We start from the raw sequence: 20,464 nt of genomic DNA, 5'->3' as shown, positions 1-20,464 counted from the left end.
CGCCACGCACGACAGCGGCCGACCCCAGGGGGTCGGCCGCTGTCTAGTCCCTAGGGGTGAGGCAAGGGACCGGGTGTCTTGCTAGCGCTCAGCCGTCGTCCTCGCCGAGGATCGACCGGAGTCGCTTCGGCTGGGGCTGCTCCTCGCCACTGGGCGCGCTGGTCTCGCCGTTGTTGAGCAGTTCCAGCTGCTGGCTGAAGTAGCTGCGCAGGCGCGAACGGTACTCGCGCTCGAACTGCCGCAGGTTCTCGACCTCGCTGTTGAGCTTCTCCTGCTCCTTCTCCAGGTCGCCGAACATGATCTGGCGCTTCTGGGCGGTCTCGGAGTCGAGCATCTGCGCGCGGCTGCGGGCGTCGGCCTCGAGACGATCGGCGTTGCTCTTGGCCTCGGACTCGAGGCGCTCGGCCTTGGTGCGGGCCTCGCCGATGATCCTGTCGGCCTGGTTCTTGGCGTCATCGACGAGCTCGTCGGCGTTGCGGGTCGCGAGCTCGAGCAGCCGGGCTGCCGCGTTGGATGCCTCGGGCACCGTCTCGACGCGGATCGTCTCGACCGGCGTCTCGGCGACCGGAGCGCGGTAGGGCTCCGGCTCAGGCTGGGGCTCCGGCTCAGGCTCGGGCGTCGCAGCGACGTACGGCTCGGGCTCGGGCTCTGCCCTCGCGAACGATGCGCCGTCGCCTTGCTGCGCCGCAGAGAGCTTGGTCCTCAGCTCGTCGTTCTCCTTGGTCAGGCGAGCGAGCTCGGCCTCGACCTCGTCGAGGAACTGGTCGACCTCCCCCATGTCGTAGCCCTCGCGCAGGCGGACTGGCGTAAAACGCTTGTTGCTCACGTCCTCTGGCGTCAGCGGCATGACCTCACCCAATTCATGTCAGGAGCTTTCTTGATGTCGGTGGAAACCATAGCGCCACACGCCGGGGACTGCCGCCACGCACCCTCGGCGCCGATCAGGGTCGAGACGCTCGGGCTCAGAAGAAGATGGCCCGGTTGACGCGGAGCAGGACGTAGGCGCCGATGAACACCAGCAGCATGCTCAGGTCGAGTGCGAAGTTGCCGATGCGCAGCGGTGGGATCACCCGTCGTAGTGCCTTGATCGGCGGGTCGGTCACGGAGTAGACGACCTCGAGGGCGACCAGCAGCACGCCCCGCGGAGACCACGAGCGGGCGAAGACCTGCACCCACTCGGTCACGAAGCGGACCCACATGAAGGCGATGAAGAACCACAGCAGGCCCTCGATGACCTGACCGGCGAGTTGCAACGGGACCCCAGGAGTTGATCAGCGTGAGATCGGACGCGAGCGCTAGCTCTGGTTGAAGAAACCGTTCTCGGCGATCCGCTCCTTGTCCTCGGCTGCGACCGTGACGTTGGGCGGCGAGAGCAGGAACACCTTGTTGGTGACGCGCTCGATCGTGCCACGCGTGGCAAACACCAGGCCGGCTGCGAAGTCCACCAGCCGCTTGGCATCGGAGTCGTCCATCTCCGAGAGGTTCATGATCACCGGCACCCCGTCGCGGAAGTTCTCGCCGATGGTGCGCGCCTCGTTGTAGGTCCGTGGGTGCAACGTGGTGATCCGGGACAGCTCGGCGACCGTCCCTCGTGAGGGCACCGCAGTGGGGCGGCGTCGCTCGGAGAGGTCGGCCACGGTGCCCGACCTACTGTCTCGGAGCACCGGCGCCGACTGCCCGACGGCGGTGCGTTCGTAGAGGTCCTCGTCGAGCTCCTCGTCGTAGCGGCCGGTGTCCTCGAGCAGGCCGAGGTACTCGCCGATCTTGCGCATCGCGCCGCTCATGGTGTCTTCCTCCGGTTGGCTGACCCGGGCCCGCGGAGGCGGGCGCCAGTGATCTTGACATTACAAGTTGCGCGGCCTCGTACCGAGGACCGCCGTGCCCAAGCGCACGTGTGTCGCGCCGGCTTCGATGGCTGACTCGAGGTCGCCGCTCATGCCGGCGGATAGCCACGTGGCCCCGGCACGGGTCGAGAGGAAGCGTGCGCGTATCGCCGCGAGCCGGGAGTACGCCGGCCCCGGCTCCGCGCCGAGCGGCGCCACGGCCATCAACCCGCGCAGACGCAGCATCGCGGCCTGCTCGATCGCAGCCGCGATCGCGTCCACATCGCCCGGGTCGGCGCCGGACCTGCCGGTGGCACCCGGCGGGTCCAGGCTGACCTGGATGAGGACCTCGACCGGGTGTGAGCGCTGGTGAGCCCCACGGTCGAGCGGATCGACGAGCTTGACGCGGTCCACCGACTCCACGACGTCGGCGTAGCCGGCGACGGCGGCAGCCTTGTTGCTCTGCAGCCCGCCGATGAAGTGCCACCTGAGGCCGAGGTCCGCGCACTCGGCGGCCTTCGCCTGCGCCTCCTGGTGGCGGTTCTCCCCCACATCGGTGACCCCGAGCTCCGCAAGGAGCCTGACGTCGGATGCGGGAAAGTACTTGGTGACGGCCACGAGCGTGATCTCATCGGGGTGGCGACCGGAACGCTCGGCGGCGTTCGCGATGCGTCGGCGTACGGAGTCGAGGTTGGTGGCGAGCTCGTCTCGGCGGGTGCTCATGACGGACTCATCTGGGTGCCATCCGGATCACGCCTGCTTGTCTCCCCGACTCGAGGTGGTCGCGGCGGTAGGAGTAGAGGTCGGGCGACTCGAGGGTGCAGCGCGAGAGGTCGACGCACTCGACGCCAGCCGCGCAGAGCTGGGCCCTGATGCCGGCACCGAGGTCGACCGAGGGGGTCCCCCACGAGGTGGTGGCCCTGCTGGCGGGTACGACGGCGGCCACGTCCTCGCGCATCTGCTCCGGAACCTCATAGCAGCGGCCGCACACATGAGGTCCCAGCCAGGCCGTGATGTCGCCGGCACCGAGCTCGCGCATCTTGTCGATGGTGGCTGGCACGACACCTGCCACCAGGCCCGGCCGGCCACAGTGGCAGCCGCCGATCACGCCCGCACTGGCGTCGGCGAACAGCACCATCGCGCAGTCGGCCCCACGCACCATCAGCGTCATGCCGGGCTGGTCTGTCACCACCCCGTCGGCGGTGGCGTGGAGGTGACCGTGGAGGTCGCTGCGCGGTCCTTCGGGTCCGACGTAGGCGACGTCCTTGCCGTGCACCTGGCTGAGCACGGCGACCGGGTCGTCGGGGGCGAAGTCAGCTGACAACCGGCGGTGGTTCTCGGCCAGCGCCTCGGGGTCATCGCCCGCCCAGGCCAGGTTGAGCGAGTCGAAGGGCGCGCGCGAGACCCCGCCGTGCCGGTCGGTGAAGGCCAGCTCGACGGGGCCGTGCGTGAGTCGCGAGGAGTACAGGGGCGACCTACTTCAAGAAGTCTGGAATGTCGAGGTCGTCGTCGTCGAACTGCATCGGCCGCGGCTCGCGGGCAGGCTTGGCCGCCGACTGCGAGTGGGCAGGCTCCTGACGCGGCACGGGGGCTCCGACCGGCTCGGGGCGCCGCGACTCTGAGGGACTGCTCGCGGCCTTGGCCTTCTCGGCGGCCAGCGCCTCGGCTGCACGGCGCGTCTCTTCCTGGCTCTGCTGAGGGCGACCCTGCGGCCGGCGCAGCGTGGCGTCGTGGTTCTTGTGCTTGGGCTGGCCCCCGTCGAACCCCGCCGCGATGACCGTGACGCGGACCTCGTCGCCGAGCGCGTCGTCGATGGTCGCCCCGAAGATGATGTTGGCCTCGGGGTGTGCGGCCTGCGAGACGAGTGCGGCCGCCTCGTTGATCTCGAACAACCCGAGGTCGGAGCCACCGGCGATCGAGAGCAGCACCCCGTGGGCGCCGTCGATGCTGGCCTCGAGCAGCGGGCTGGACACGGCCATCTCGGCGGCCGCGACGGAGCGGTCCTCGCCTCGCGCCGAGCCGATGCCCATCAGGGCCGAGCCGGCGTTGGCCATCACCGACTTCACGTCGGCGAAGTCGAGGTTGATCAGGCCCGGCGTCGTGATCAGGTCGGTGATGCCAGAGACGCCCTGGAACAGCACCTGGTCGGCCTGCTTGAAGGCGTCGAGGACCGACACGCTGCGGTCGGAGATCGACAGGAGCCGGTCGTTGGGGATCACGATGAGGGTGTCGACCTCCTCGCGGAGACGGGCGATGCCCTCCTCGGCGGAGTTGGCGCGGCGGCGTCCCTCGAAGGCGAACGGCCGCGTCACGACACCGATGGTCAAAGCGCCCAGGCTGCGCGCGATCCGCGCGACCACCGGCGCACCGCCGGTGCCGGTGCCACCGCCCTCGCCCGCGGTCACGAACACCATGTCGGCGCCCTTGATGACCTCTTCGATCTCGTCGCTGTGGTCCTCGGCGGCCTGCTGGCCGACGTCGGGGTTGGCGCCGGCGCCGAGCCCACGGGTCAGCTCGCGCCCGATGTCGAGCTTGACGTCGGCGTCGCTCATCAGGAGGGCCTGGGCGTCGGTGTTGATCGCGATGAACTCCACGCCCTTGAGCCCGACCTCGATCATCCGGTTGACGGCGTTGACGCCGCCGCCGCCGATGCCGGCGACCTTGATGATGGCCAGGTAGTTCTGCGCTGCTGCCACGGCGGATGCGCCTCTCGCTCGTCTCGTGTGGTCGGCCACTGGGTGGTGCTGGCTGGGGAAGTCTCCGGCGGGTCCTGAACTGTCACCCTCAGCCTGAGGGTTATAGTTATGTCAACCTCGCGTTGGCTATGACAGTAGGCAGCGTCGTACGGGTGATGGTGCCGACACGCCGATGACTGTTTCGTCCGTGACGTATTCGCTGTCTCCAGTCGCTGGGGACAGCCAGACCGTCACTGACGGCGAGCGGACAGCGAGCGCCGACTCAGTCGCTCAGGCACGCCTCGGCGGTCGCCTCGGGGCAGGTGGTGGGCTGACCGGGAACGGAGACGTCGTAGACCTGCGCCTGCTGGCGCAACAGCTTGAGCAGCACCTCGGCCTTCGTGGCGGAGTCGTCGCTGCTCCCCCACAGCACGATGCGCTGGTCACGCAGGACCAAGGTGATCTGGTCGACGGTGAGCACCTCGATGTGGTCGACCATGGCCGAGAGCTCCTTGGGCAGCGCGGAGACGACGGTGGCCGCCTCGCGAAGGGCGTCGGGGTCCGTCTGCGAGGTCGAGCTGATCCGCGGAAGGCCGGGCGGCGCCTTCTTGTAGTGGTCGAACACCACGCCCTCGGCGTCGAGGCCGCGCAGCTGGCCGCCGATCTCGATGACGGCGACGGCAACCCGTTCGACGATCTCGATCTGGATGGCATCGGGCCACTTGCGAGACACCACGACCGATCGCACCTCGGCGCGAGCGCGCAGGCGGGCCGAGATCGCGTCGAGGTCCACCCGCGCCAGCTGTTCGCCCTGCGGCACGCGCGCCGCATCCACCACCTCGCTCCTGGTGAGGAGGCGGTTGCCGGAGATGTCGAGCCGCTTGACGGTCAGCACATCGGAGAAGAGGACCAGCCAGGTGCCGCCGACGACCAGCACCAGCACGAGGAAGGCGGCCAACAGGTATCGCCAGGCCAGCCAGCGGCGCCTCCACTGTCGCCGGGCGAAGCGCTTGCGGGACTTGGTGGCCGCACGCTCCTCCGGGTCGGCCACCGGCTGCCGACGCAAGGCCTTCATCCGTCGACCGCCAACAGCTCCAGGAGGCGAGGACCGACCTCGGTCACACTGCCGGCGCCGAGGGTGAGGACCAGGTCGCCAGTTCGAGCCCGGGCTGCCAGCTCGAGGGCCGCCTCGTCGACGCCGGGCACGAAGGCGACGCGATCGTCCGGGAGAGGTACGGCGTCGGCCACGAGCCGACCGGTGACGTCGGGATCCGCGGTCTCGCGCGCGACGTAGACGTCGAGCACGACGACCTCGTCGGCCACCCCGAGCGCCTGGCCCATCGCCGGGCCGAACAGGCGGGTCCGCGAGACCAGGTGCGGTTGGAAGGCAACGACCAAGCGGCCCTCCCCTGCGACGCCACGGGCAGCCTCCAGGTCGGCCGCGATCTCGGTCGGGTGGTGGGCGTAGCTGTCGTAGACGCGTACGCCGGCCGCCTCGCCCTTGGCCTCCATGCGGCGACCCGAGCCACCGAACGCCTCGAGCCCGGCACGCAGGCCCTCGAAGGAGTGGCCGAGCTCGAGCCCCGCGACCAGGGCGGCCAAGGCGTCGACGACGTAGTGGCGTCCGGGGATCAGCAGCCGGACCTCGCCGAGGACGTCTTGGCCCCGCTTGACGGTGAACCGCGACGAGGCGCCTTCGAAGGCCAGGTCGGTCGCGCGCACCTCGGCGTCGTCGGCAAGCCCGACGGTGACCACACGCAGCCCGCTGGCGCGGGCGTGCGCGGCGAGCGCCCGGGCACCGGGGTCGTCGATGCAGCAGACGAGGAAGCCGTCGCGGTCGACGGTGTCGGCGAAGTCGTCGAAGGCGCGGTGGTAGGCCTCCTCGGTTCCCCACACGTCGAGGTGGTCGGCGGCGACGTTGGTCACGACGGCGGCGTGCGGGTGGTAGACGAGGAACGCGCCGTCGCTCTCGTCGGCCTCGGCGACGAACAGGTCGCCGACTCCGACCTCGGCGTTGTGACCGGTGCCGGCCAGCACCCCTCCGACGGCATAGGTCGGGTCGGCCCCGGCGGCCACCAGCGCGCTGGTCAGCAGCGAGGTCGTCGTGGTCTTGCCGTGGGTGCCCGCGACGGCCGCGACCCGCAGACCGGCCATGACCGACCACAGGCCCGCCGACCGCGGCAGGATGCGCAGCCCGAGACGCCGCCCCTCGAGCACCTCGGGGTTGTCCTCGCGCGCGGCAGTCGTCACGACCAACGTGTCGGCGGCCCCGACGTGCGCGGCGTCGTAGCCGAGGTGGCAGGTAACGCCGAGCTCGCGCAGACCTGCCAGGAACGGTGTGTCGTTGTCGTCACTGCCTGTCACGGGCAGCTGGCGCATCGCCATGATCCGGGCGATCGCCGACAGTGCTGCCCCACCGATGCCGACGAAGTGCACCCTGCCGAGCTCGTCGGCGGGTAGCAGGACGTCGGGAACGGGAATCTTCACCTGGCCGCTCCGGCGACCTCGAGGACGATGCGGGCGAGCCGCTCGTCTGCGTCGCGCGGCACCAGCCCCGAAGCCGCCGCACTCATCGCGGCAAGCCGTGCCGGGTCGTTGGCGAGGGTCGGCACGTTGCTCGCCACCCAGGCCGAGGTGAGGTCGGCGTCGTCGAGCAGCACCCCTCCCCCGGCCTCGACGACCGGCCGGGCGTTGTGCGCCTGCTCGCCGTTGCCGTGCGGCAACGGTACGAAGATGCCGGGCAGCCCGACGGCCGCGGCCTCGATCACACTGTTGGCGCCGCCGCGTGACAGCACCAGGTCGGCGGCTGCGTAGGCCAGGTCCATGCGGTCGACGAACGGCACCACGACGTAGGGCACCTCGCTCGGAGCGGGGTCGGCCTCGCCCTGCGGGCCGACGACGTGGAGCACCTGGACCCCGGCACCCGCCAGGGCACCCGCTGCGCCGGACACCGCTTGGTTGAGGCTGCGCGCACCCTGGGAGCCGCCCGTCACCAGCAAGGTCGGACGGTCGGGGTCGAGGTCGAAGAAGCGACGAGCCTCCGCGCGCATCGCCGCCCGGTCGAGCCGCGCGATCATCGCGCGCAGCGGCAGGCCGACGTACTCGGCCCTCGGCAGCGGGGTGCCGGGGAAGCTGACCGCGACCCGACGGGCGAGCCGGGCGCCGGCCTTGTTGGCGAGGCCGGGTACGGCGTTCTGCTCGTGGAGGATGATCGGCACCCCGCGCCGCCGCGCTGCGAGGTAGGCGGGCATCGAGACGTAGCCGCCGAAGCCAAGCACGACCTCGGCTCGGGTCCGGTCGATGACTGCTGCTGCGTCGCGTACGGCGCCACGCAGCCGGACGGGCAGCTTGACGAGGTCGGCGTTGGGACGTCGGGGCATCGGCACGGGCGCGATCAGCTCGAGCGGGTAGCCCGCCTCCGGCACGACGCGGTTCTCGAGGCCTCGCGGCGTGCCCAGGCAGGTGATCTCGACGTCCGGCTCGAGCCGGCCCAGTGCATCAGCCGTGGCCAGCAGGGGCGAGGTGTGTCCGGCGGTGCCACCGCCGGCCAGGAGTACGCGCATATCGAGACGAGCCTAGAGACCGGGTGTCACAGGCCCTGGCCGGGGACTCGCCCGGCGGAGAGTCCCGCCGACCGGGACCGGCGGCGCTGCCGCAGAGCCGCTGCTGCCTCGGGCTCGCGCCGGGCGAACCCGACGAGCAGCCCGAGCGCGACCACGGACGGCACCAGCGCCGAGCCGCCGTAGGAGACCAGTGGCAGCGGGATCCCGATGACCGGCAGGAGCGCCAGCACCATGCCGACGTTGATGATCATCTGGCCGAGCAGCCAGACCACGATGCCGAAGCACATGTAGCGGACGAACGGCTCGGCCGTGCGGGTGGCGACCCGGATCGCGGCGTAGGCGATGGTCACGAACAACGCGATCACCAACAAGGTGCCCGCCAGCCCGAGCTCCTCGCCCAAGACAGCGAAGATGAAGTCGGTGTGGGCCTCCGGCAGCTGCCCCCACTTCTGCTGGCTGGCGCCGATGCCCTGCCCGAACAGGCCGCCGCTGGAGAGTGCGTACAGACCGTGGGCGGGCTGCCAGCCGGTGTCGTGGAAGTCCTTGAAGGGGTCGACAAAGGTGGTGATGCGCTCGAGGCGCTCCTTGTTGGTCGTGGCGAGGTAGAGGGCCAAGACGCTGACCACCGAGATGCTGAAGGCGAAGAAGCGCGCCGGCGCACCCACGACCCACAGCATGCCGAGCAGGATCGCGAACAGCACCAGGCCGGTGCCGAGGTCCTTGCCGAGGACCACCAGTCCCGTGGCCAGGAGGAGCCCCGGGACCACCGGGATCATGATCTGGTGCGTGCTGCCCAGGCGCCGGTCCTTGTTGGCGTAGACGTGGGCGGCCCACAGGATCAAGGACAGCTTGGCGATCTCGGAGGGCTGGATCACGATCGGTCCCAGCGCCAGCCAGTTGGTGTTGCCGTTGCGCTCCACGCCGAGGAACGCGGTCAGGAGCAGCAGTGTCAGCGACACGACGTAGGCGGGGTAGGCGAGGCGGCGGATCCAGCGCAGCGGCAGCCTGCTGGCGATCCACGCACACGGCACCGCGATCGCCACCCACAGCAGCTGCTTCTCGACGATCGCGTAGGAGTTGTCGTAGACCCGGAACGAGTAGACGCTCGACGCACTCAGCACCATGATCAGGCCGATCGTCAGCAGCAGCGCCGACGCACCCAGCAGCAGGTAGTAGGACGTGAGCGGGCGGTCGATCGCGTGATGGAGCGCGGCGCTCCAGGTGCGCAGGCCGCGCATCCTGCGAAAGCGCCACCTGGCCGAGGTCGCAGGGGTGGAGGTGGCAGGAGGCGAGGTCGGCGTCGTGGTGGCCAAGCCCCGCTCCCTTCTAGGTGTCCGCGCCCGCGATGTGTCGTCGTACGGCCTCGGCGAACGCGTCGCCACGCTCGCCGTAGTTGCGGAACTGGTCCTGGGAGGCGCAGCCGGGAGCCAGCAGAACCGTGTCGCCTGGCCGAGCCAGTCGGGCGGCTGCCTCCACGACCCGCTCCATCGGGCCCGATCCACTTTGCTGTCCGGAGCCAGTCTCGTCGCCGCCCGTGTCGATGACGGGCACATCGGGGGCGTGTCGCGAAAGGGCCTCGGCGATGACCGCACGGTCGCGGCCGAGCAGCACCACGCCGCGCAGGCGGGAGCGTACGGCGGCGACCAGGTCGTCGAAGCGCGCGCCCTTGGCGAGACCACCGGCCACCCAGACGACCGGGTCGTAGGCCTGCAGGGATGACTGGGCGGCATGCGGGTTGGTCGCCTTGGAGTCGTCGACCCAGGTCACCGCCCGGTGGGTCGCGACCGTGGCGATGCGGTGCCCGTCGATGCGGAAGCCGCGCAAGCCGTCACGCACCGCGACCTGAGGCACTCCGTGGGCACGGGCCAACGCCGCTGCCGCCAACGCGTTGGCCACCACGTGAGGTGCGGGTGAGGGCAGGTCGGCAAGGGCGCACAGCTCGGCCGCACTCGTCTGCCGCTCGGGGATGAAGGCTCGGTCGACCAGCAGGTCCTCGACCACACCGACCATGCCGACGGCGGGCGTGCCGAGCGTGAAGCCCACCGCCCGCGCGCCTTCGATCACGTCGGCCTCACGGACCAGCCGCTCGGTCTCCGGGTCGGCGACGTTGTAGATGCAGGCCTTCTGGACCCGGTCGTAGACGATCCCCTTGTCGGCGGCGTAGTCGGCCATCGCGGACGGGCCGGTGTACCAGTCGAGGTGGTCCTCGGCGAGGTTGAGGACCACCGCTGCCTCGGCACTGAGCGAGGAGCTGTAGTGGAGCTGGAAGCTCGACAGCTCCACGGCCAGCACATCGTACGGCGTCGGGTCCATCACCGCCTCCGTGACCGGGCGCCCGACGTTTCCGACCGCTGCGCTGCGCAGTCCCGCGGCACCGAGGATCGCATCGAGCATCTGGACCGTCGTGGTCTTCCCGTTGGTGCCGGTGACGCACAGCCACGGGGCCGGGTTGTCGAGGTCGCGCAGCCGCCAGGCGAGCTCGACCTCGCCCCACACGGGGATGCCTCGCTCGTGGGCCTGGACGACGAGTGGGGCCGACGGCTTCCAGCCGGGCGATACCACCAGGAGGTCGGCGTCCGCGGGCAGGGTCGAGGTCGCTCCGGGGTGCAGCTTCACGGTGGCACCCAGCACCTCGAGCAAGGTGGCCCCTTCGAGCTTGCCGTCGGCCACGTCGTCCAGCGCCGTGACCTTGGCACCCAGGTGGGTCAGGTTGTCGGCCGCGGCGAAGCCGGAGACGCCGAAGCCCGCGACGACCGCCCGGACCCCGGACCAGTCGTCGCGGCGTCCGAGCGTGCCGGCATCGGTCATGTGCCGATGACCCACTGGGCGTAGAAGACGCCAAGACCCGCGGCCACGCACAGACCGGTGATGATCCAGAAGCGGATCACGATCGTGACCTGCTCCCAGCCGAGCATCTCGAAGTGGTGCTGGAGCGGGGTCATCCGGAACACCCGGTGTTGCGGGCCGACCCTGAAGACCTTGCGCACCAGGGCGAACCGCCGCGACGCCTTGAAGAAGCTGACCTGGATCATCACCGACAAGGTGATGACGACGAAGAGGCCGCCGATGATGAGCAGCAGCAGCTCGGTGCGGGTCAGGATCGCCAACCCGGCCAGCGCTCCGCCCAATCCCAGCGAGCCGGTATCGCCCATGATGATCGCCGCGGGCGAGGCGTTCCACCACAGGAAGCCGAAGCAGGCGCCCATGATCGCCGCGGAGACCACAGCCAGGTCCAGCGGGTCACGCACCTCGTAGCAGTTGGCGCCGCCCACCGTCGCGCAGTTCTGGTTGTTCTGCCAGATGTTCACCAGCGTGTAGGCGCCGAACACCATGACGGACGCGCCGGTCGCCAGTCCGTCGAGGCCGTCGGCGAGGTTCACGGCGTTGCTGGTGCCGGTGATGATCACCCAGAACAGCACCATCGCGACCACCATCGGCAGGGCCAGCCACTGGATGTCGCGCAGGAAGGAGACGTGCGCGGACGCCGGGGTGTTGCCCCGGTAGTCCGCGAGCTCGTGCCACAGCGCCAGCACTCCGAAGACCAGTGAGACGACGGTCTGGCCGACCACCTTGGCGCGGCCACGCAGGCCGATGCTGTTTTGCTGGCTCACCTTGAGGTAGTCGTCCATGAACCCGACGAGACCGAGGCCGACGAACAAGAACAGCAGCAGCAGGGCGGAGGCCGACGGCGCGCTCTGGGTGATGATCTTGGCGGCGAAGTAGGCGATCACCACCGAGAAGATGACGACCAGGCCACCCATCGTGGGCGTGCCCCGCTTGGTGTGGTGGCTGGTCGGCCCATCGTCGCGGATCGGCTGGCCGGCGCCGATGCGGGTGAACCACGTAATGGCCACGCGGGTGCCGAGGAGAGAGATCAGCAGCGCGAGTCCGCCGCCGAACAGGATCGCTCTCATCGGCTCCCTTCCTCTTCATCGAGCAGGCCCTCTGCCACGGTCTCCAACGCCGCTCCCCGCGATGCCTTCACCAGCACCACCCACGAGCCGCCGCTGGCCGCGGCGCCCGCGACATTGTTCCGCACCCAGGCCAGTGCGTCGTCACGCCCCACCGGGGTGACCGCCGTGCCTTGCCACTGTGGTACTGAGCCGGCTCCGGCCGCGATGGCGGCTGCCTCGGCGCCGACAGCGAGAAGTACGTCGACTCCTTGCTCGGCGGCGTACGCGCCGACGAGTCGGTGGTCGGCCTCGCTGGACTCGCCCAGCTCGAGCATCTCTCCGAGAACGGCGACGGTGCTGGCCCCGCGTCGACGGCCGATGGCGACCAGCGCGTCGATGGCCGCCCGCATCGAGGCAGGGTTGGCGTTGTAGGCGTCGTTGACGACGACCAGGCCGTCTCGGCGCTCGTGCAGCTCCATGCGCCACCGAGATGCCGGCACTGCGGCCGTCAGCGACCGCGCGGCCATGTCCAGGCCGACACCGGCCGCGATCGCCATGGCCGCTGCCGCAGTGGCGTTGACGACCTGGTGAGCACCGGACTGCTGGAGGGACACGGGTCGCCACGCGCCCTCGTGCCCCAGCTCGAACGACGGGCGCCCGAGGTCGTCGAGCTCGACACCGCGCCAGGCGACGTCACCGTTGGCACCGAACGTGAGCACGCGTGCCGGCGTGCGCTCGCGCATCGCCAGCACCAGGTCGTCGTCTGCGTTGAGGACGGCGGTGCCCTCGGGGCCGAGCGCCTCGACGAGCTCGCCCTTGGCCTGGGCGATCGCCTCGCGCGAGCCGAACTCGCCCAGGTGGGCCGTGCCGACGTTGAGCACCGCGGCCACGTCGGGGGGTGCGATCCGGCAGAGCTCGGCGATGTGACCGATCCCGCGGGCTCCCATCTCGACGACGAGGTAGTCGGTCTCAGGGGTGCAGCGCAGCACGGTGAGAGGGACGCCCAGCTCGTTGTTGAGGTTTCCCGACGTCGCGACCGTCTCGCCCGCGTCGGCGAGCAGCTGGGCCAGGAAGTCCTTGGTGCCCGTCTTTCCCTGCGACCCCGTCAGGGCCAGCACCGTCGGCCGCACCACGTCCACCACGTGCCTGGCCAGGCGCCCGAGCGCGACGACGACGTCGTCCACCACGACGGTCGGCGCTGTCGTCGGTCGGGTCCCGACGACGGCGGCAGCCCCCGAAGCGAGGGCGGACTCCGCGAAGTCGTGGCCGTCGACGCGCTCCCCCGCGATGGCAACGAACAGGCCGTCCTCGACCGGCTCGCGGTTGTCGCGGAAGGCAGATCCCCTCACGATCACGCTCTCGTCGCCGGCCACAGATCCGCCCACGACAGCGGCGATCTCGGCCAGCGTCATCGCGATCACGACAGCGCCTCCAGCTCGGCGCGGACCACCTCGCGGTCATCGAAGGGGTGCACCTCGCCGGCGACCTCCTGCCCGGTCTCGTGACCCTTGCCTGCTACGAGGACCACGTCGCCGGCGGCAGCGCGGCCGACGGCCTCTCGAATCGCCGACCGCCGGTCGCCGACCTCGACCACGTCGGCTCGCCCTCCGTGTGCGCCGGAGAGGATCTCCGCGCGGATCGAGGCCGCTTCCTCACCCCTGGGGTTGTCGTCGGTGACGATCACGACATCAGCCATCCGCGCGGCGATCTCGCCCATGATCGGCCGCTTGCCGTGGTCGCGCTCGCCGCCGGCCCCGAGCACGACGATGAGCCGGCCCCGGGTGAGCGGGCGAAGCGCGGCAAGGGCTGCCGTGACGGCGTCCGGCTTGTGCGCGTAGTCGACGACCACCGTGAAGTCCTGGCCGGCGTCCACGCGCTCCAGGCGCCCGGGTACGCCCCCACCCTCGGCCATCGCCCGCGCCACCGGTTCGAGGTCGTGGCCGAGCAGTGCGCAGCCCACCAAGGCGGCCAGCGCGTTGGCGACGTTGAAGTCACCGGGCAGCGGACACGCGGCGTCGACGCGGATGCCGCCGGGTCCGGCGACCGTGAACCTCGAACCCGCGGCCGTCACCTCGACGTCCTCGGCGCGCCAGTCGGCCTTGCCTCCCGTGGCGGAGAACGACTGAAGAGGTACGTCGCGCGCAGCGGCCATCAACCGGCGCCCGTACTCGTCGTCGGCGTTGACCAGCCCCTGGACGCAGCGTTCGGGGGTGAACAGCGAGGCCTTCGCGCGGAAGTAGTCCTCGAGGTCGGTGTGGAAGTCGAGGTGGTCGCGGCCGAGGTTGGTGAAGACGGCGACGTCGAAGCGAACTCCGTCGACGCGTCCCAGCACCAGGGCGTGGCTCGAGACCTCCATGGCACACGTGTCGACCCCACGCTCCCTCATCATCGCGAACAGCGCATGCAGGTCAGGGGCCTCTGGCGTGGTGAGCGCCGTCTTGATCTCCTCACCGGCGACCCGCGTGCCGACAGTGCCGACCACGGCCGAGGCGACACCTGCGCGCTGCAGCGCGCTCTCCGCCAGACGGGTCGTGGTCGTCTTGCCCTGGGTGCCGGTGACGCCGAGCATGCGCAGCGACCGCGCGGGCTCGCCGTACAGATGTGCCGCGAAGCGGCCCAGCACCGCGCGCGGCGACTCGACCCGCAGGACGGGTAGGTCGCGCGGAGCGTGCGCCAGTCCGTGCGCATCGGTCAGCAGCGCAACCGCGCCCGCGTCGACCGCGTCGGCGGCGTACTCGATCCCGTGAGCCCGGCTGCCCGGCACGGCGGCGTAGATGTCGCCGCCCTGCACCCGCTGGGAGGCCAGCGCGATGCCGGTCACCGCGACGTCGAGCGGGCCACGGACCGAGGTCGTGGGGTCGACCGAGGTGAGCCAGTCGGCCAGCTCGGTCAGGGGACGCCGCGGCGGATGCAGGGGACGGCCGGTCGGTGGCGCCGGTGAGGTGCCCGGGGGTGGGTCGGTCATCACCGCGAGGCTACTTGCCCGGGCCTCCACGTCGTCGGCAGCTGCGAGGGGGCAGAGCCGGTCGGCGGAACGCCATAGCGGCGCAGCGCGTAGCTCATGATCTTGGCGAAGGCCGGGCCTGCGACCGAGCCGCCGCCCCCGCCGTTGCGCGGGTTCTGCACCACGACATAGACGGTGAACCGCGGCTTGTCGGCAGGCGCGAAGCCCGCGAACGACACGGTGAAGGTGCCGTTGTAGCAACCGCAGAAAGGGCCGACGCGCTGCGCCGTTCCCGTCTTGCCGGCCACGCGGTAGCCCGCGATCTGCGCCGCGGGCGCGACACCGGCGTCCGGGTCGACCACCCGCTCCATCATCCGCGACATCTGCTTGGCCGCTGCACTGCTGACAACGCGAGTGGTCGTTGCGGTGTCGGTGCCGACCACCAGCCCGTCGTCGGTGACGGCGGTACCGCGGATCAGGCTCGGCGAGACACGTACGCCGCCGTTGGCGATGGTGTTGACGGCCGCAGCCATCTGGAGCGCGTTGACCGACAGCGACTGACCGAAGGCGATGCGGTCTTGGGTCATCGAGGTCCAGATGCTGGGGTCGGGCAGGATGCCCTGGGTCTCGCCCGCGACGCCCACGTTGGTCTTCTGACCGAGACCGAACTTGACCAGGTAGTCGCGCAGCTGCCCGCTGTCGAAGTTGCGGGTGGCGAGCACGGTGCCGATGTTGGAGGACTGCGCCAGCACACCGGCCAGCGTCAGGTAGAGCGTGCCGTGGTCGAACCAGTCATGGATCACCCGGTCGCCGCTCGGCAGCTCGGGCGGCACGGTGACGCGGGTGTGCGCGGTCGCTTTGCCGGCGTCGATCAGGGCGCTGAGGGTCAGCACCTTCTCGACCGATCCCGGCTCGTAGACGTCGGTCATCGCTCGCGTGACGCGGTCCTTGCGGGGAGCGGCCTGGGGGTTGCGCGCGTCGAAGGTCGGATCGTCGGCCAGCGCGAGAACCTCACCGGTCTTGCTGTCCATGACCACCGCGAAGCCCGAGTCGGCACTCGCGTCCTCGACGGTCTGGCGCAGGACGCGCTGGGTGTACCACTGCAGGTCAAGGTCGATGGTGGTCTGGAGGTCCTGCCCGTCGACCGGGAGCTTGGTCGTCGCATCACCGAGCGGGATGCGGTTGCCGCGTCCCACGGCATACCGCTCGGATCCGTCGGTGCCGGCGAGCAGCTCGTCGAAGTTGCTCTCGAAGCCGGCGAGCGCCTCGTCCGTGCCGACGAAGCCGACCAGGTTGGCGGCCACGTCGCCGGCTGGGTAGTCGCGGATCGGGTCATGCCTGGTGTCGAGGCCCTTGAAGCCCGCGGCCTTCGCCTCCGCCACGACATCAGCCGCCTTGCTGGCCGGCACACGCCTCGCGATGTAGGCGAACTTGCGGTCCTTCTGCCGCAACGCCTTGAGCGTCACGAAGTAGTCGATGTCGAGGCGGTGGGCCAAGAACCTGGCCAGCTCGGGCGCCTTGTCCCTGGTGACCGAGGGGTCGGCCACCACCATGGAGCCATCGATGTCGTCGGCCAGCGGCTTGCCGTTGCGATCGAGGATGTCCCCGCGATGAGCCGGCAGGTCCAGGGTGACCGTGCCCTCGGCAGCGGCCATCGCGGCGTAGGCATGGGGGTCGACGCCCTGCAGCTGGACGAGCCGGGCACCGAAGACCGAGAGCACCATCGCGATCGCGATGAACCCGAGCCTCAGCCGGAGATGGGGCGAGCCACGCAGAGCCCCCCGGGGGACGACCCGGCCGCGGCGCGGGTACCGCGAGACCGTACGACGCATCAGTCAGGTCTCCTCAACGGTTGCCGCTGGACTGGTTGCCAGAGCGATCACTGGCCTTGTTCTTATCGCGAGCGGCCCCGTGTGCAGTGCCCGCCGCGCCGTTCTCGGCCCTGACCTTGACGACGTTGGGCGCGGGGTCGAGCACGGCCGGCTTCTTGGGCGGACGAGGCAGCAGCCGAACGCCGTCCTCGCGCGTCGCCGCCGCCGGCGTGCCCAGGACCTTGCCGTCGCTGAGCCGCAGGAACGCCGGCGAGGACGGGATGACCATGCCGAGCTGCTGCGCCTTGAGGGCGACGCGCTGGGGGTCGCGGAGCACGTCGAGCTCCATGCGCAGCGTCTGCTCGCGCGCGTTGAGCGTGGCCGCCTGCTGCTCCATGGACGTGGCCGCGAAGGCCGCCTGCTGCATGGAGGTGTTGAACATCAGCAGCCCGATCACCCCGGCCAGCAGCAGGAACGACACCAGCGTCACGAAGGGCAACGGACTGGTCCGCGTGCGCAGCCGGGGGACGACGGTGAGCCTGGCCCGCAGGGCGCTCTGGACCCCTGGGGCGGCGGCTCGGATGCGGCCTGACCTGATCTGGAAGGCGGGACTGCTCATCGGCTGGTCATCTCTTTGCGACTCCTGTGCTCGGGGAAGTGGTGAGTCGTTCGAGGGCCCGCAGGCGGACGCTCGCGGCCCGCGGGTTGTGGTCGGTCTCGGAGGCGTCGGCGCGCTCCGCGCCGCGGGTGACGAGCCGGAACGCCGGCTCGTGGCCCGCCGGGACGAAGGGCAGGTCCTCCGGGACGTCGGTGCGGACGGCATCGGCGAAGGCCCTCTTGACCAGTCGGTCCTCGAGGGAGTGGTAGGACTCGACGACGACGCGGCCACCGACCCTGAGCGAGTCGATCGCCGCGGGCAGTGCGCGGCGCAGGACGGCCAGCTCGTCGTTGACCTCCATGCGCAGTGCCTGGAAGGTGCGCTTCGCGGGGTGCCCGCCAGTGCGGCGCGCGGGCGCCGGGATCACGTCGTAGAGCAGCTCGACGAGCCGCGCGCTCGTGGTGAAGGGCCGGGCCTCACGGCTGCGCACCACGGCGTTGGCGATCTGGCGGGCGAACCGCTCCTCGCCGTACTCCTTGAGGATGCGCGCCAGGTCGGGCGCGGAGTAGGTGTTGAGGACCTCCGCTGCCGTCAGGCCACGACTGGCGTCCATGCGCATGTCGAGCGGTGCGTCCTCACGGTAGGCGAATCCCCGCTCGGCCACGTCGAGCTGCAAGGAGGAGACACCGAGGTCGAAGAACACCGCGTCGACCGCGTCGAGGCCGAGGTCGTCAAGGACCTCGGGGATCTCGTCGTACACCGCGTGCACGCCGGTGAACCGGGCGCCGTACGAGGAGAGCCGCTCCCCCGCCAACGAGAGCGCCTGCGGGTCCCGGTCGATACCGATCACGCGGGCCAGGGCGCAGCGCTCGAGCACGGCCTCGGCGTGACCGCCCAGGCCGAGGGTCGCGTCGACGAGGACGGCGCCCTCGTGGTCGAGAGCAGGGGCCAGGAGGGCCACGACCCGGTCCAGCAGGACCGGGACGTGGAGGGGGTCGCTCATCTCGGCCGGCTCAGCGTCCCCAGTGGGCCAACAGGAGCAACGCGGTCGCGATGCCGACCGAGGTGACGGCGGAGAACGCCATCAGACCCGCAGCCTCGCGCGCTTGGTGCCGCACCCGGCGTACGGGACTCCCGGAGGTGATGCCGTCCGCGACCGGCGTGATGCTCATGAGTCTCGACCCTCGTGTTGGTGGTGCGCTGCTGGAGTTGCTGGAGCTGCTGGTGCGGATCGTCCGGTCAGGCCCCTGCCCGCTGGGCGGCTTGGGGAGGTCACCATCTGGGGCCGGGGAAGGTGTCCCAGAGGGATGGGCCAAGGAAGGTGCCAGCGGGCTGAGACCTGACCGGACGATCGCTGTGGAGTTGAAGCGGGCTGGTGAGCTGCGTGCTACAGGCCGGGGAAGACCTCTTCGCTGATGTCGGCGAACGTGTCCTGGTTCTGCTGGTTGTAGGCCTCCCAGCGGGAGGGGTCCCAGATCTCGATCCGGTTGATGACCCCGATCACCATCACGTCCTTGGTGAGGGCGGCGTAGTCGCGCTGCATGGGCGTGATCGTGATGCGGCCCTGCTTGTCGGGGGTGTCCTGGTTGGCGTTGGCACCGAGGAACCGGCCGTAGTCACGTGCGCCCTTGACGGTGATGGGCGCGGCCTGGACGCGAGCGGCGATATCGGCGAAGTCGCCGAGCTTGTAGACGGTGAGGCAGCGCTCCTGCCCCGTCGTCACCACCAGCCCCGCCATCAGTTCCTCCCTGAACTTCGCCGGGAGGAAGAGTCGGCCCTTCTCGTCGAGCTTGGGGGTGTAGGTGCCCAGGAACATCCCGCGCCCTCCACATCCCGGCCGTCTTCCTCCACTTTGCGCCACTGTACTCCACTTTGCCCCACCGTCAACCACATTCGCCCCCCTTCGCTCCCCTTTCGCCGCGCACTGGGTGGCGTCGTCCCCTGTCCTGACGGACGGTTCGCAGGGCGGCCGCGCCGTCGGTGGGGTCGGTTAGGCTCGTTCAGAAGTGGGAATCCGCAACCAAACCGTGATCCGGGGAGTCAGAGGCACTGACGCCATCGGCGCGTAGGTTTCTCCCCAGCGCCCCACCCCGACCGGGTCGGGGCGCTCGCGATTGACCTCTGGCTCGCAGCACAACTGGAAGGGACCAGCAAGTGGCAGTCACCGATTCGGCCAGCAGCCCCGGCACGGAGGGCCGCGGAGGGGCGGATCTCGAGACCCTGGGCCGGGTCGTCGAGCGGGTCCGTTCCAACATCAAGAAGGTCATCGAGGGCAAGCCCGACGTCATCTCCATGGTGCTGGTCGGACTGCTCGCCGAGGGTCACATCCTCATCGAGGACGTGCCCGGCGTCGGCAAGACCATGCTCAGCAAGTCCCTGGCGCGCAGCATCGACTGCTCCGTGCGCCGCATCCAGTTCACGCCCGACCTGCTGCCCTCCGACGTCACCGGCGTATCAGTGTTCAACCAGAACACTCGCGAGTTCGAGTTCCGCCCCGGCGGCGTCTTTGCCAACATCGTGGTCGGCGACGAGATCAACCGCGCCTCGCCCAAGACCCAGTCGGCGCTGTTGGAGTGCATGGAGGAGCACCAGGTCACCGTCGACAACACGACCTACCACCTGGAGTCGCCGTTCATGGTGATCGCGACCCAGAACCCCATCGAGATGGAGGGCACCTACGCCCTTCCCGAGGCCCAGCGCGACCGCTTCATGCTGCGCTTGTCGGTGGGCTATCCCGTGGAGTCCTCCGAGATCGCGATGCTCGACACCCACACCCAGTCCAGCCCGCTCGACGACCTCGAGTCGGTCACCGACGCCGCCGAGATCCGCAAGCTGATCGGCATCGTCAACCAGGTCTACGTCTCCGACGCGGTGAGTCGCTACGCCGTGGCGCTCACGTCGGCGACCCGCCGCTCCGACGAGCTCACCTTGGGAGCCTCGCCGAGGGCGACGCTCCACTTGGTGCGCGCGGCCAAGGCCAGCGCCGCGATGGCAGGCCGCGACTACGTGCTGCCCGACGACGTGCGCGGGCTTGCCCGCAACGTGCTGACCCACCGGTTGCTGCCGAGCGTCGAGGCCTCGATGAGCGGCCGCACCACCGGGGCGATCCTCGACGGCATCATCGCCGCCGTGCCCGTGCCCGAGGGGACCAGATAGT

Annotated in this window: 20 protein-coding genes; 1 reads left to right on the top strand and 19 read right to left on the bottom strand. The window is 70.4% G+C overall.

Annotation, left to right across the window (positions count from 1 at the left end; all coding sequences use genetic code 11):
• Positions 1-88 precede the first annotated feature (88 nt).
• From ISU10_RS06115 to mraZ, 19 genes are all read right to left on the bottom strand, one after another.
• Positions 89-847: a DivIVA domain-containing protein gene (locus ISU10_RS06115; RefSeq protein WP_194695489.1), complete on the bottom strand. Its 759-nt coding sequence runs from the start codon at positions 845-847 to the stop codon at positions 89-91.
• Positions 848-962: 115 nt separating this feature from the next.
• Entirely contained in the window at positions 963-1,253 is a 291-nt protein-coding gene (locus ISU10_RS06110; RefSeq protein ID WP_194695488.1) for a YggT family protein, read from the bottom strand.
• 42 nt (positions 1,254-1,295) lie between these two features.
• Complete coding sequence (locus tag ISU10_RS06105; protein WP_194695487.1) at positions 1,296-1,784, bottom strand: cell division protein SepF; 489 nt, start codon at positions 1,782-1,784, stop codon at positions 1,296-1,298.
• A gap of 60 nt (positions 1,785-1,844) precedes the next feature.
• Positions 1,845-2,546 (bottom strand): YggS family pyridoxal phosphate-dependent enzyme, encoded by a 702-nt coding sequence (locus tag ISU10_RS06100; RefSeq protein WP_194695486.1) that lies wholly within the window; start codon positions 2,544-2,546, stop codon positions 1,845-1,847.
• A 7-nt stretch (positions 2,547-2,553) separates the two neighbouring features.
• Positions 2,554-3,255 carry a peptidoglycan editing factor PgeF gene (pgeF, locus tag ISU10_RS06095; protein ID WP_228499829.1) on the bottom strand — a complete coding sequence of 234 codons (702 nt, stop codon included), beginning with the start codon at positions 3,253-3,255 and terminating at the stop codon, positions 2,554-2,556.
• 43 nt (positions 3,256-3,298) lie between these two features.
• Positions 3,299-4,519 (bottom strand): cell division protein FtsZ, encoded by a 1,221-nt coding sequence (ftsZ, locus tag ISU10_RS06090; protein WP_194695485.1) that lies wholly within the window; start codon positions 4,517-4,519, stop codon positions 3,299-3,301.
• Between the two features lie 262 nt (positions 4,520-4,781).
• Entirely contained in the window at positions 4,782-5,573 is a 792-nt protein-coding gene (locus ISU10_RS06085; protein WP_194695484.1) for a cell division protein FtsQ/DivIB, read from the bottom strand.
• On the bottom strand, positions 5,570-6,985 hold the full coding sequence (gene murC, locus ISU10_RS06080) for a UDP-N-acetylmuramate--L-alanine ligase (RefSeq protein WP_194695483.1): 1,416 nt from the start codon (positions 6,983-6,985) through the stop codon (positions 5,570-5,572). The genes ISU10_RS06085 and murC overlap by 4 nt, the downstream gene beginning before the upstream one ends.
• Complete coding sequence (murG, locus tag ISU10_RS06075) at positions 6,982-8,061, bottom strand: undecaprenyldiphospho-muramoylpentapeptide beta-N-acetylglucosaminyltransferase (protein WP_194695482.1); 1,080 nt, start codon at positions 8,059-8,061, stop codon at positions 6,982-6,984. Before murG ends, murC begins: the two co-directional genes overlap by 4 nt.
• Positions 8,062-8,087: 26 nt before the next feature.
• Positions 8,088-9,374, bottom strand: coding sequence for a putative lipid II flippase FtsW (gene ftsW / locus ISU10_RS06070; RefSeq protein ID WP_228499770.1), 1,287 nt, complete (start codon positions 9,372-9,374; stop codon positions 8,088-8,090).
• Between the two features lie 13 nt (positions 9,375-9,387).
• The gene (murD, locus tag ISU10_RS06065) at positions 9,388-10,869 is read right to left on the bottom strand and encodes a UDP-N-acetylmuramoyl-L-alanine--D-glutamate ligase (RefSeq protein WP_194695481.1); all 1,482 of its coding nucleotides are present in this window, start codon (positions 10,867-10,869) and stop codon (positions 9,388-9,390) included.
• A complete protein-coding gene (gene mraY, locus ISU10_RS06060; RefSeq protein ID WP_194695480.1) occupies positions 10,866-11,975 on the bottom strand; it encodes a phospho-N-acetylmuramoyl-pentapeptide-transferase in 1,110 nt (369 codons plus the stop codon). Before mraY ends, murD begins: the two co-directional genes overlap by 4 nt.
• Positions 11,972-13,375, bottom strand: coding sequence for a UDP-N-acetylmuramoyl-tripeptide--D-alanyl-D-alanine ligase (locus ISU10_RS06055; RefSeq protein WP_194695479.1), 1,404 nt, complete (start codon positions 13,373-13,375; stop codon positions 11,972-11,974). The genes mraY and ISU10_RS06055 overlap by 4 nt, the downstream gene beginning before the upstream one ends.
• Positions 13,372-14,919: a UDP-N-acetylmuramoyl-L-alanyl-D-glutamate--2,6-diaminopimelate ligase gene (locus ISU10_RS06050; RefSeq protein WP_194695478.1), complete on the bottom strand. Its 1,548-nt coding sequence runs from the start codon at positions 14,917-14,919 to the stop codon at positions 13,372-13,374. The genes ISU10_RS06055 and ISU10_RS06050 overlap by 4 nt, the downstream gene beginning before the upstream one ends.
• Positions 14,919-16,730: a peptidoglycan D,D-transpeptidase FtsI family protein gene (locus ISU10_RS06045; RefSeq protein ID WP_194695477.1), complete on the bottom strand. Its 1,812-nt coding sequence runs from the start codon at positions 16,728-16,730 to the stop codon at positions 14,919-14,921. Before ISU10_RS06045 ends, ISU10_RS06050 begins: the two co-directional genes overlap by 1 nt.
• 13 nt (positions 16,731-16,743) lie before the next feature.
• On the bottom strand, positions 16,744-17,328 hold the full coding sequence (gene ftsL / locus ISU10_RS06040; RefSeq protein WP_194695476.1) for a cell division protein FtsL: 585 nt from the start codon (positions 17,326-17,328) through the stop codon (positions 16,744-16,746).
• A gap of 7 nt (positions 17,329-17,335) precedes the next feature.
• Positions 17,336-18,310 (bottom strand): 16S rRNA (cytosine(1402)-N(4))-methyltransferase RsmH, encoded by a 975-nt coding sequence (gene rsmH / locus ISU10_RS06035; protein ID WP_194695475.1) that lies wholly within the window; start codon positions 18,308-18,310, stop codon positions 17,336-17,338.
• Positions 18,311-18,320: 10 nt separating this feature from the next.
• Positions 18,321-18,479 (bottom strand): hypothetical protein, encoded by a 159-nt coding sequence (locus ISU10_RS06030; protein ID WP_194695474.1) that lies wholly within the window; start codon positions 18,477-18,479, stop codon positions 18,321-18,323.
• Between the two features lie 215 nt (positions 18,480-18,694).
• Positions 18,695-19,123 carry a division/cell wall cluster transcriptional repressor MraZ gene (mraZ, locus tag ISU10_RS06025; protein WP_194695473.1) on the bottom strand — a complete coding sequence of 143 codons (429 nt, stop codon included), beginning with the start codon at positions 19,121-19,123 and terminating at the stop codon, positions 18,695-18,697.
• A 338-nt stretch (positions 19,124-19,461) separates the two neighbouring features.
• On the opposite strand from mraZ, the gene ISU10_RS06020 reads away from it, so the two are divergent.
• Positions 19,462-20,463 (top strand): AAA family ATPase, encoded by a 1,002-nt coding sequence (locus ISU10_RS06020; RefSeq protein WP_194695472.1) that lies wholly within the window; start codon positions 19,462-19,464, stop codon positions 20,461-20,463.
• Position 20,464 lies beyond the last annotated feature (1 nt).

This window comes from Nocardioides agariphilus (genome assembly GCF_015352445.1).
Classification (GTDB): domain Bacteria; phylum Actinomycetota; class Actinomycetes; order Propionibacteriales; family Nocardioidaceae; genus Nocardioides; species Nocardioides agariphilus.
This window is presented reverse-complemented; position numbering and strand designations above follow the sequence as displayed.